This window comes from Pseudoalteromonas sp. Z1A6 (genome assembly GCF_011378745.1).
GTDB lineage: Bacteria > Pseudomonadota > Gammaproteobacteria > Enterobacterales > Alteromonadaceae > Pseudoalteromonas > Pseudoalteromonas arctica.
In genome coordinates this window covers 1-11,499 of sequence record NZ_WTKW01000120.1, presented here as the reverse complement: position 1 = coordinate 11,499, position 11,499 = coordinate 1, and the positions used below count along the sequence as shown (strand labels likewise).

Genomic DNA, 11,499 nt, shown 5'->3' with positions numbered 1-11,499 from the left:
AATATTTTAGATAAATAATGCTAGGTTTACGTTATTGAAAGTATTATTAAAACTGATGGATAGTGTAAGGGGTAAATATTAAAAGCAGTCTTGTGAGGTTACGTATAAAACGTAGGATGAGCGTAAGCTTTACTTGTATTTTTGATAAATAATAAAGTGGTTTTGGCCCTAAATAATGCCAAATTTTAGGTATAAAAAAAGGCCCGAAGGCCTTAAGAATAACAATTACCTAAAACGGAGAGTTTACCGCGCCTAGCAAGTGCTTTTTTATGCGTGGGTTCTGCACGTAAAACTTGCACATAGTAGCCACAAGCCAATAAATTATTGGTATTAGCTTCTTCAATTAACCCTTTATGGTAAAAATAGGCAGTGCTATTTAAACCAAACTTAACCGAAAGCTCTAAGTAGTTTGAAGCTATAACGTAACTGCCCTGAGCATAATGTATAGAGGCCATTTGCAGGTATGGTGAAGCATGTGTACCAAAAACATCAACGCCGTATTGAGCAATACTTTTTGCTTTAGCTAAATTACCTTGCTCTATTGCTAACGTAACCCCTAAAGTAATTGCATTTAATGGTGGATTAGCTTTATTCAGTAATGTGTTTATAACTTGTTGAGATTGATTAGCACGGCCACTTTTATAAAGTACGTAGGCCGATATTGAAAGTATTGCCTTGTTATCGGGGTGTTCAAGCATTAACTGATTCACCTCATGCACTAGGTTTAAACAGTTACTTGCATTTATACCTTCACACTTTAATGGTTGGGAATTTAATTGGTATTTTTTAACGATGTCACTCAACGCGTTGTAAGGATTTACTGTTGGCTTGTAATCAATATGAGCGCAACCCGATAAAGTAAGCAGTAAAATTATATAAAATATTTTCATAGCCCTTGCTCCTGTATGTAACTAAGTAACTGGGTGTCTATATTTGCCTGCTCCCACGAACGTAAGGTATTAATTGGCTCACGCACCAGGTTTGGAGTAACAACAATAATTAGCTCGCGGTTGTTTTCACTTTTACTGGTTGTTTCGCTTAACTTTCCTAGCATGCTATTGCCGTTGCCATCAGGTACAAAGTCGTGGCTTGCGTTGTTATCGGTGCTAATTAAGCCACCAATAATAAGAGGTTGTCCGTCTTTTAAACGTGTTGATGTTTGCATGCTGCGTGTATTAAATGCACTACTGTTTAAACTGCTGCCTGTACTTTGTGCAATTTCGGCGGTTAACGTGGTATCGGGTAATGAAATTACAGGGTTTAGATCAAGTGTTATTCTGTCTTTGTCGTCAACCATGGCGCGTACATTTAATTCAACTCCAAATGATTTAAATTCTGTACCGCTAAACACCGACCCACTACTACCTTGCTGCCCGCTTGTAATTCCTGAAGGGCTATAACTTGTAGGTACAGGTACTTCACCACCGACTTTAAACACGGCACTTTCACCGGCTAAAACCGTGATTGTAGGGCGAGAAAGCGTTCGAGAAATACCTTCTTGTTCAAGTAATGAAAATAACATATCAATGGCAAACTGTGAGGTAGAAAGCTGTAAGTTATTAGTTAATTGACCGCCAATTAATTGCAGCGCATTTTCTATTGTTGCAGAGCCAGATTCACGATTAGTCATACCGTCACGGCCAAATAAACCCGCTTCTTTTTCATATCCATTAGAGAGCACGCTAATATCTGGGCGCCATTGCTTTAACCTACGTTGATTTACTTCGTATAGCTGCACCGATACACGCACTTGCGGTAAATCTTCAACTTCAATACTCGACAAAACTTTACCGCCAGCCACTGACAGCAACGTTGCTCTTGCAATATTAGAACTCACATTACTTAAATTTAATCCTGAGGTAGCATCATTTATTAAACCGCCTGACTCGTTGGCAAGTACTTCAATACCTGAACTTTTATCCTGCGTTGCGCCGCCCATTAAATTATTAGGATCAAGAGGAGAACCCTGAGTTTGTAATGCTTGCTCTGGTTCGAATAATTTATTAATTGTATTTAATAAGCGCACTAGCTCTATCTGGTTTTTTACAGAGCCGGAAAGTAAAAACACATCGTTGTCGTCATTTGATAACTCATCAACCGAGATGCGTTTAATGGTCACTTTATCTGCGCCCATTGATTTTATTACTTCGCTAATACGTTCTTCTTTAGGCTTGGGTGCTTGAGTTACTTTTATTAAATTAATAATAGCGACTTTACTCGAGTTTTGAGAGCTGCCGCCGTTTGCGTTACCCAAGCCTTGCAAGCGTTGAGCAAGTGAATTAAACATACCTTGGTTAGGATTTGAGGTGATAACGGGTTGTGATGCTTGTGAGCTACTGGCATAAAGGTAGTTTTTTGCAGCTTCATAAGCGGCATGACGATAATTTATAGTAGGTACTTCACCACGTAATACAACAGCATGGCGATCAGGCGCTATGGTTAGCTGTACGTCAGGATGGATGTCGTTTAAGGCATTTTCTAGTACGCTGTAGTCTTCGGTTACGCCAAGTAAAAATGTTTCAGAGCTTTTATCGTCGTACCACACCATCATAGATGTACGGCCCAACTTTTTAGCTAAAATTAGTAGCTCACGGCCATTTACCACGTTCACATCAAGTGTTGTTTCGTGGCCAAGTGCAATACGAGAAATATCACGGGTAAACACAAAGCGAGTATGCGTCCATTTAACTAAGTGCGATACTTTTTGTACCCGCTCACCATTTGCATTTTCTATATAATCTAAATGACTTTCACTGCCCATAGCGGTAAAAGATATTAGTAATAGTATAAAAATAAATTTTAACATAAGCCTTTCCCTCAATTTGCTTACTGTATAGGTAGCAAGTATGAGACCAAGGGTTTTTGTATTTATAATCAGTGGATTAAGATGTATAAACGTGTTTTTTATTATTTTGATTCGCAAATTGCAAATCAACAATTCATGAAGAGGTTAACAAAGAAATAAGAGCAGAGGTGTGTGGCGCAAAGCGAGTGAAAATACGCTTTACGCTAGTTTTAATTAATGCAAAGCGGCTGTAAACGGGATGCTTTCACAGATTTTAGCTTCAGCTATAAGCAGCTCTTCTAGACGAACATCAACTTCTTCTTTTTCAAAGTATTCGTAAGCTAGTTCTACAAATAGGTTTTTATGTTTTTCTTCTGACTTAGCAATAGCAACATAAAAGTCTTTTTCTTTACCCTCAGGAAGCGCTTGTGCAACTAAAGAAAAACGCTCGTGGCCACGTGCTTCAATTACACCGCCAACCAGTAATCGGTCCATTAAAAAACCATCACGACCGTGTCTAAACAGTGCACGTATTTGTTTTATGTACGGGTCTTTTTTGTCGTCACCTAAGTTTACATCTCGCTCTAAAAGCAATTTAAGTACTTGTTTAAAGTGTATTAATTCTTCTAGCGCTAAGTCGGTCATAGCTTTTACTAATTTACGTTTGTCTGGATAATGCGAAAGCATAGACATAGCCATACCCGATGCTTTTTTTTCTGCAGCGGCGTGATCTTGTAAAAAAGTATTAAAGTCAGCAAGGACAACTTCGGTCCATTCAAATGGGGTGTGATATTTTAATTCAAACATGTTCTGTACAACTTAAATAATAATGCGGGGATTTTAACGTATTTGATTTAAAAAATCTTGTAAGGCAGTAATTTATCTATCCGCCCTTTAGCCGTAGATTCAACTTTTAACGGGTGTTTAATATCGTTCCACGCGGTAACTTTGCCGCCCATATTCATTTTTTCAAAATCAGTTTTATCACTTTTTAACGCTAAAAAATTGCATAACTTTTTATAGCTATCAGGCTTTGCTATATCAATGGATAAAAAATCGTTGTCACGGTTATTAAAGTACGTTTGAGCATCATTAAAATGTGTTTTATAGCAGTGAGCTAAGTAACTATCGTCGCTAATATTATTAAGCGAAAGCTCACTAAACGTATTTAAATAACAACGTTTTATATGAATATTAAAGCCCCCATCTGCACGGGTTAAATTAGTGTGCATACGCGCTAAAAGCTGTTTTATTGATACAAGCCATGCACCAAGTTCGCGCTCTAAATAAATAAACTTAGAGTCTGGGTAATGAATATCAAGCGCTTTAAAGTCATTAAATATGGGAGTGTCGGCAATCGCGTTAGCATTTTCAAAACAAGCATTAGTATACGCGGTATGCGCCGTTGTAATACCAAGCTCTAAAAATGCGTGGCACACACTAGTAGTGCCGGTACGCGGTAAACCTATTATAAATATTTTGCTCATTAACTTTTCTTTAATTAGCCACGTGTCACTAGCAATACAAAGGCGCTAACAATAATCACCAAAAATGTAGTAATGGTACCAATTTGGCGATATTTCAGGCTTTTTTCTACTATGCCTAAATTTTGAAACACACGCCCTATTAATAACGCACCACCTAATATATGACAGTAATGGCTAGCAAGCCCTTGGTATTCTGCTAAAAAAAGCAAAATTAAAGCAATTGGCACGTACTCCATAAAGTTAGCGTGGGCACGCACAGCACGTTGTAGCGTTGCGTTACCATTATCACCAAGTGATATCTGCTCCGCGCGGCGCACTTTTATTACGTTAAAGCTCAAATAAATGTAAAAGAATGCAAGTAATGCAGCATAAGTTGAAATGATCACGGCGTTTTCCTGTTATTTTTATCGCATAAGCATGCGCTTTATTATTGTGGGCGTGATAATAACATATAAATTTGAGCAGCATTATCAGAAGTTTAATAAATGCCTATGCTAAGCTAAGGGTATTAAGTAAGTAGAAAATTACATAAGGATTTTATGTTTGTACCTCGCAAAGTAGCCGACAGTTACCGTGAAATGATTAACAGTATTGGCTTTTACCCTTCTATGCTTTCAGTGGGCTTTTTAGTATTTGCCATTATAACTATGTCGGTTGAATATTTAGCCCCTATTGAGCAGCTAAAATCGTTTATATCGGTTGTACTTGTTGATAGCGCCGAAAACGCGCGTACTATTTTAAGCACTTTAGCGGGGAGTATTATTTCGCTTACCGTGTTTAGTTTTTCGATGGTAATGGTGGTTTTAAATTCGGCCAGTGCGAGTTTATCGCCCCGCGTAGTGCCTGGGCTTATTACGCGTAAATCACACCAAATGGTTTTGGGCTTTTATTTAGGCAGCATAATTTACTCAATTATTATGCTTATAAACATTAATAAACTTGAAGGTGGCAGTACGGCTATTCCTTCAATTGGTGTGTTGTTTGCACTTGTTTTTGGCTTGATTTCATTAGGTTTATTTGTGTTTTTTATACATTCAATCTCTCGTGCCATTCAGGTTGATAACGTATTAAATGGCTTGTTTAGCCAAACTAAAAACGAAATTAAAACAATAATACTAAGACAACAAGAGAACCCAGTTGAAGACTTTCCAGACTTTAGCAAGTGGCATTCGGTAAGCAGTAAAACAGAGGGATATTATAAAGGCGTACATACCGATAAGCTGTGTGCCATTTTGGCAGAGCAAGATATAAAGGTGTATATCTCTGTTAACCAAGGCTATTTTACAGTTAAAGGTTACCCGTTTTTAAAATGTAATAAAGATATAGCAAACGATGAAGAGCTGATAAATAAAATTCTCGACTGCTTTATTTTTTATATAGAAGAGTACATTAGCGATCATTACCGTTATGGGTTAACGCAAATATCTGAGATTGCAGTTAAGGCAATGAGCCCGGGTATCAACGATCCAGGTACTGCGGTTAAATCAATTGATATGCTGAGTATTTTACTTATCCAAAGGCTGTCAATTAACGATATTAACTACTCGTTTAAGCACAGTGATAATGCCCCATTGTTGTACCTTCACGAAACAAACTTTGATGAGTTATTACACGACAACTTTACACCGCTGCGTAATTACGCCAAAGGCGATGCATACGTAATGACAAACGTGCTTGAGGCATTTAAAAATATTTTGTTTGTTGCCCATAAAGATACCGATGCACGAAACAGTTTATTTAATTATTTAAATGCAATTGTTGATGACATAAATGAACATGTAACTAATGAATACGACAGACGCGAAGTAACTAATATGCTTAACTCAATAGCGCGTATCAGCCAAGAGCAAGGTGAGAAGTTGGTGGCACGTTTTGAGCACCACTAGGGCGTGTTGAATTATTTGGATTGAAATTTGTTCAATCTAGGGGCGATTAAATCGCGGCGCGAGGTTTGTAACCTAGTGGGCTAAGTAAAAACCGAGCAACATAGAGTTAATCGTCCCTAGGAAGAACCTATATTTTAATCTATGTAGTACACAGCATAGCTTGAGGCAGTAACTTTAATCTCTCCAGCATGGTAGGCATCAGGTACATAGTTACTTGGTGCGCTATCAGCCATCATTACTTTTTCTGCGCGCATATAAGGCTGCGACTGCACATTGAGTGGGCTCAGTGATGCGCTGTACAAACCTTTTAAGTCAACGCCATAATCTTCACTAAACTCTTTTGCAGCATCCCGTGCATCTTTAATTGCTAACTTTTGCGCTTTTTTATGCAGCTCGTTATAGTTACTTGCTAAAAATTGCGTTTGATTAATTTCGTTAATACCGTTGTTAACTAAGCTTTGTAGTAACTCTGGGTATTTATTTATATCGCTGAGTTTTACTGTTAACGTACGAGAAACCTTAAAGCCTTTAAATTCTTGATTACCGGTAGTGCGGTTGTATTGGCTATCACGGTTTATTGAGATTTGCCCGGCGTTTATATCTCCCTCTTTAACACCAATTTCTTTTACGAGCTTAATTGCCTTAGCGATGGTTAAGTCGGTTTTATTTTTAGCTGCAATTAAGTCTTTATCAACTTCGGTAATACCTACACTAAGCTGTACGTAATCTGGCATTGTAGTAAGAGTCGCTTCGCCCTTAACATAAATATGAGGAGCATCGGGTGTCGCTGCCGCGAGTGCATCAAAACTAAGTACGTTTAAAGCCAGTGCACTACCTAAAACAAGAGTCAGTGTTTTCATTAGTCGATCCTTTAATTTTGTAAATGCTATTAAAGACCTTACGTGGTTAATTAAATATGAACAAGCACAAAAAAACAGGCAATTGCCTGTTTTTTGTTAAGCGTTGTAACTGTGCCTACAACGTTATTTATTTTTAATTACGTATAAACCTAATTAAACACTACAACGTTTATAGTTACGGTATTTTGGTAACCAGTAATTTTTGTCGATTGCTGCCCATAACGCATCATCAGTAATCTCAAGAGCAACGCCCTCTTCGATTGCTTTTTTAGCAATGGCAAATGCAATACGCTTACTTAGCGTTTCAATTTCAGTTAAGGCTGGTAATAAACTGCCTTTACCTGTGTTTGCACGCGGCGACGACTCTGCAAGCATTTCGCTAGACACACTTAACATAGCATCTGTAATGCGTGTCGCTTTAGCGGCAATAACCCCTAAACCAATACCAGGAAAAATATAGCTATTGTTACATTGTGGGATTGGGAAAATTTCACCGTTGTGTTCAACCGGATCAAACGGGCTACCTGTTGCAACAAGCGCCTTACCGTCAGTCCACTTAATCACATCAGCAGGATGCGCTTCTACCTGCTTAGATGGATTACTCAATGGGAAAATAATTGGCTGTTCACAACCGGCGTGCATTGCACGAATAGCCTGCTCAGTAAACAAACCAGGTTGGCCTGAAACACCAATTAAAATGTCTGGTTGTGCACAGTGCATAACATCAAGAAGTGATGCGTATTCACCGCTGTAAGTCCAATCACTTAACGAGCCTTGCGGTTGTGCAAGTGCTTGTTGGAAATCGCGTAAGCCTTCCATACCCTCTGAAAGTAGGCCAAAACGGTCAACCATAAATACTTGGCTACGCGCTTGAGCTTCTGTAATACCTTCAAAAACCATTTGGCTAATAATTTGCTCAGCAATACCACAACCAGCAGAACCTGCACCCACAAAAACTACTTTTTGTTGGCTTAGGGTTGAATTTTTAACACGACACGCAGCAAGTAAAGAACCGACCGTTACAGCCGCAGTACCTTGAATGTCATCGTTAAAGCTACAAATTTCATTGCGGTAGCGCTTAAGTAACGGCATTGCATTTGGTTGTGCAAAATCTTCAAACTGAAGTAATACATTTGGCCAGCGACGTTTAACCGCTTTAATGAATAAATCTAAAAACTCATCGTATTCGTCTTGAGCAATACGCTTATGGCGTGCACCCATGTACATAGGATCGTTTAAAAGCTTTTCGTTATTAGTACCCACATCAAGCATTACAGGCAATGTGTATGCTGGGCTTATACCACCACACGCAGTGTAAAGTGACAATTTACCAATTGGGATACCCATGCCACCAATACCCTGATCGCCTAGGCCTAAAATACGCTCGCCATCAGTTACAACAATCACTTTTACTTTACCTTTGGTAGCGTTGCGTAAAATGTCGTCAATTTGGTAACGATCTTCATACGAAATAAATAAGCCGCGTGCGCTGCGATAAATGTCTGAGAATTTTTCACAAGCGTCGCCAACTGTCGGCGTGTAAATGATTGGCATCATTTCTTCAAGATGATCACGCACTAAACGGTAGTAAAGTGTTTCGTTGTTATCTTGAATCGCACGTAAGTAAATATGCTTATTAAGGTTGTCGGTAAAGCTAGAATACTGCTGATAACAACGCTCAACTTGCTCTTCTATTGTTTCAAAGCGAGGAGGAAGTAAACCAGCAAGATTGAAATTTTCGCGTTCTTTTTTACTAAAGGCACTGCCTTTATTTAATAGCGGTGTTTCAATTAGGCCAGGGCCAGAATGATGAATATATAAGTAGTTAGGATCAGTATTAGTTGTCATATTTCCAGGCTTTAACGGAGTCTTAAGTTATGATCTGTCATTATCAGTGTTAAAGGTTTAATTGCAACGACAATTAAGCTAATCAGACCATTGAGAGAAAATACATGCGGGCTTCACTGCCCACATGCATATTATACATAATTTAAAATTGTATAGTGGCGTTATTATCAGTTAAATCAGATAACGCAACACCTTCACGGCGAGGGTCCGCACCACCATATAAGGTATTATTTTTAACTTCAACTGCGTGTAAGCCTGAGTTTAAATCAATAATACGTACATTGTGGCCACGTTTAGTAAGCGCAGGCGCAATGGCTTCAATGGTTGTGCCTTTTTCAAGGCTGGTGTAATCGTTACGATTTGTTGTACGCGGTAAGTTAATAGCGTCTTGTGCTGATAAATTCCAGTCAATAACACCCACAACAACTTGTGCAACGTAATCTATGATACGACTACCACCAGGTGAGCCTACAATTAAACGTAAGCTGCCGTCTTTATTAAATACCATTACCGGTGACATAGAGCTACGCGGGCGTTTACCAGCCTCTACACGGTTTGCTACTAGCTTACCGTTTTTACGTGGCGATAACGAAAAGTCAGTTAGTTGGTTATTTAAAATAAAGCCGTTAACCATAACCGTAGAGCCAAACGCCATCTCAATTGAACTGGTCATCGAAACTGCATTACCTTTACTATCTACAATAGAGACATGCGAAGTAGAAGGTAACTCGTATGAATCATCCATTGCATAACTTAAGTACCCTACTGGATTACCGGCTACGGCTTTTTGGTCTGTTTCGGTAATTAATTTAGCGCGTGAGGCAATGTAATCTTTATTTAAAAGCTCTTTTGTAGGTACTTGAGTGAAATCGGGATCGCCCATGTACATATCGCGATCGGCAAATGCAATACGCGAAGCTTGGCTAAAGTAATGAATCGCCTTTTCGCCATTTGGTTTAAGTGCGCTCATATCTTTATGCTCAAGTAGGCCAAGCATTTGTAGTACTGCTACACCGCCACTACTTGGTGGCGCCATAGAACACACGTTATAAGCACGGTATTGTATACATACCGCATCGCGTTCTTTACTTTTGTAATCTGCTAAATCTTGCACACTTAATTTACCAGGGGCAATTTTAGAGTGCTGTACAGCATTAACCATTTGTTTAGCGTTTTCGCCTTTGTAAAATGCATCAATGCCCTGCTTTGCAATGTCTTTGTATAAATCAGCAAGTGGTTGATTCTTTTTAACGCTACCCGCTTCGATTAATTTACCATTTGGGTAAAAGTATTCGTTAATAATCGGCATGCTCAGTACGCCTGGGTTTAACTGGCGTGCTAATAAGCCATGTAAACGCGGCGAAATTACAAAGCCTTGCTCTGCAAGTTCAATAGCCGGTTTAAAAAGCGCTTCCCACGGCAAGGTACCGTATTGTTTATGCGCGCTTGCAAAGGCATGTAAAATACCAGGCACACCAACAGAGCGCCCACCTACTACTGCTTCAATCCATTTAACGGCTTTACCGTGCTTATCTAAAAACAGCGTTTCGTCTGCATTTGCAGGTGCTGTTTCGCGGCCATCAAAACTAGTCAGCTTATTGTTTGCTTTGTTGTAGTACATCATAAATGTACCACCGCCAATACCTGACGATTGCGGTTCAACTAAAGTAAGCACTAGTTGAGTAGCAATGGCAGCATCTACGGCACTGCCGCCTTGGGCTAAAATTTGTTGACCGGCTCTTGAGGCATATGGATTTGCAGCAGCAACCATGTATTTATCACCTTGCACTACTTTTTTATGGATTAATCCAGTAGCGGCTTCAGGTTCGCGAGTTTCAATTTGAGTTGCTTGCTGTGCAAATGAAGGCAGTGATACTGCGCACAGTCCAATGGCAAATAATGAGTTAAGTTTAAAATGCATAAAAATACTAAAAACACTTAATTACGTAGTTGTATTTGGCATCTTAAAGTTAAACGGGCACAATATGCAAAAATTTTGACTAAAAAAATATAATAAAATGCTTAATTTACCTATTCAACCTCGTTATATATTACCGCCTATAATTTTGCTGCTTTTTAGTACCATTTTTGCTGCATTTGATTTAAATAATTTACTTGAATTTAACCGAAGCTTAATTGATGAAGGTGAGCTGTGGCGAATTTTCACCAGCCAATTTGTTCATGCTAATTGGGCTCATTTGGGATTAAATGCCAGTGGTGTTTTATTAATATGGCTTTTGCATGGTGAATATACATCCCCTACTCGTTATGCGTTTAATATATGCTTGCTGGCATTATGGTGTGGACTCTGTGTGTATTGGTTTTGCCCAAGCATACATATTTACACTGGGTTAAGTGCTTTACTTCATGGCGTAATTATTTGGGGGGCAGTTAAAGATATAACTGTAGGGCTTAAATCGGGTTATTTATTATTTATAGGCGTATGGATTAAAATAGCGTTTGAGCAATTTAGCGGCCCAAATGCCGATATAGGAAAACTTATTAACTCCACAGTGGCCATTGATGCACATTTAATTGGAGTTATAGGTGGGACTATACTTGCCATACCACTGGCTATAGAACTCTTAAAAAAGCAAAAATAGCGCATAAGCTATTGCTCCTCTAATAAAAAC

Annotated in this window: 10 protein-coding genes; 2 read left to right on the top strand and 8 right to left on the bottom strand. The window is 38.8% G+C overall.

Annotated elements, in window-relative coordinates; translation table 11 throughout:
- Positions 1 to 212: 212 nt before the first annotated feature.
- The 5 genes from GQR46_RS09535 to GQR46_RS09515 all read right to left on the bottom strand — a co-directional run bounded on the left by GQR46_RS09535 (position 213) and on the right by GQR46_RS09515 (position 4,658).
- On the bottom strand, positions 213 to 890 hold the full coding sequence (locus GQR46_RS09535; protein WP_165740807.1) for a hypothetical protein: 678 nt from the start codon (positions 888 to 890) through the stop codon (positions 213 to 215).
- Positions 887 to 2,806 (bottom strand): pilus assembly protein N-terminal domain-containing protein, encoded by a 1,920-nt coding sequence (locus GQR46_RS09530; protein WP_165728636.1) that lies wholly within the window; start codon positions 2,804 to 2,806, stop codon positions 887 to 889. Before GQR46_RS09530 ends, GQR46_RS09535 begins: the two co-directional genes overlap by 4 nt.
- A gap of 213 nt (positions 2,807 to 3,019) precedes the next feature.
- Entirely contained in the window at positions 3,020 to 3,592 is a 573-nt protein-coding gene (locus GQR46_RS09525; RefSeq protein WP_007586685.1) for a tRNA-(ms[2]io[6]A)-hydroxylase, read from the bottom strand.
- 47 nt (positions 3,593 to 3,639) lie between these two features.
- Complete coding sequence (locus tag GQR46_RS09520) at positions 3,640 to 4,272, bottom strand: sulfotransferase (protein ID WP_165740806.1); 633 nt, start codon at positions 4,270 to 4,272, stop codon at positions 3,640 to 3,642.
- 14 nt (positions 4,273 to 4,286) lie between these two features.
- Positions 4,287 to 4,658: an MAPEG family protein gene (locus GQR46_RS09515; RefSeq protein WP_007586689.1), complete on the bottom strand. Its 372-nt coding sequence runs from the start codon at positions 4,656 to 4,658 to the stop codon at positions 4,287 to 4,289.
- A 153-nt stretch (positions 4,659 to 4,811) separates the two neighbouring features.
- On the opposite strand from GQR46_RS09515, the gene GQR46_RS09510 reads away from it, so the two are divergent.
- Positions 4,812 to 6,158: a DUF2254 domain-containing protein gene (locus GQR46_RS09510; RefSeq protein WP_165740805.1), complete on the top strand. Its 1,347-nt coding sequence runs from the start codon at positions 4,812 to 4,814 to the stop codon at positions 6,156 to 6,158.
- A gap of 134 nt (positions 6,159 to 6,292) precedes the next feature.
- Here the strand turns inward: GQR46_RS09510 and GQR46_RS09505 are convergent, their stop codons facing one another.
- The 3 genes from GQR46_RS09505 to ggt form a co-directional block, all read right to left on the bottom strand.
- The gene (locus GQR46_RS09505; protein ID WP_007586691.1) at positions 6,293 to 7,018 is read right to left on the bottom strand and encodes an SIMPL domain-containing protein; all 726 of its coding nucleotides are present in this window, start codon (positions 7,016 to 7,018) and stop codon (positions 6,293 to 6,295) included.
- Between the two features lie 153 nt (positions 7,019 to 7,171).
- Positions 7,172 to 8,866, bottom strand: a complete 1,695-nt coding sequence (locus GQR46_RS09500) for an NAD-dependent malic enzyme (protein ID WP_007586692.1) — start codon at positions 8,864 to 8,866, stop codon at positions 7,172 to 7,174.
- Positions 8,867 to 9,008: 142 nt separating this feature from the next.
- Positions 9,009 to 10,787 carry a gamma-glutamyltransferase gene (gene ggt / locus GQR46_RS09495; protein WP_165726052.1) on the bottom strand — a complete coding sequence of 593 codons (1,779 nt, stop codon included), beginning with the start codon at positions 10,785 to 10,787 and terminating at the stop codon, positions 9,009 to 9,011.
- A gap of 97 nt (positions 10,788 to 10,884) precedes the next feature.
- Between ggt and rrtA the strand changes: the two genes are divergently transcribed.
- A complete protein-coding gene (gene rrtA, locus GQR46_RS09490; RefSeq protein ID WP_165740804.1) occupies positions 10,885 to 11,469 on the top strand; it encodes a rhombosortase in 585 nt (194 codons plus the stop codon).
- Positions 11,470 to 11,499 lie beyond the last annotated feature (30 nt).

Bases quoted from the DNA above. Each gene is read 5' to 3' on its own strand.
- GQR46_RS09520 (WP_165740806.1), bottom strand. From the start codon at position 4,272: ATGAGCAAAATATTTATAATAGGTTTACCGCGTACCGGCACTACTAGT.
- GQR46_RS09535 (WP_165740807.1), bottom strand. From the start codon at position 890: ATGAAAATATTTTATATAATTTTACTGCTTACTTTATCGGGTTGCGCT.
- GQR46_RS09530 (WP_165728636.1), bottom strand. From the start codon at position 2,806: ATGTTAAAATTTATTTTTATACTATTACTAATATCTTTTACCGCTATG.
- GQR46_RS09510 (WP_165740805.1), top strand. From the start codon at position 4,812: ATGTTTGTACCTCGCAAAGTAGCCGACAGTTACCGTGAAATGATTAAC.
- ggt (WP_165726052.1), bottom strand. From the start codon at position 10,787: ATGCATTTTAAACTTAACTCATTATTTGCCATTGGACTGTGCGCAGTA.
- rrtA (WP_165740804.1), top strand. From the start codon at position 10,885: ATGCTTAATTTACCTATTCAACCTCGTTATATATTACCGCCTATAATT.
- GQR46_RS09505 (WP_007586691.1), bottom strand. From the start codon at position 7,018: ATGAAAACACTGACTCTTGTTTTAGGTAGTGCACTGGCTTTAAACGTA.
- GQR46_RS09500 (WP_007586692.1), bottom strand. From the start codon at position 8,866: ATGACAACTAATACTGATCCTAACTACTTATATATTCATCATTCTGGC.
- GQR46_RS09525 (WP_007586685.1), bottom strand. From the start codon at position 3,592: ATGTTTGAATTAAAATATCACACCCCATTTGAATGGACCGAAGTTGTC.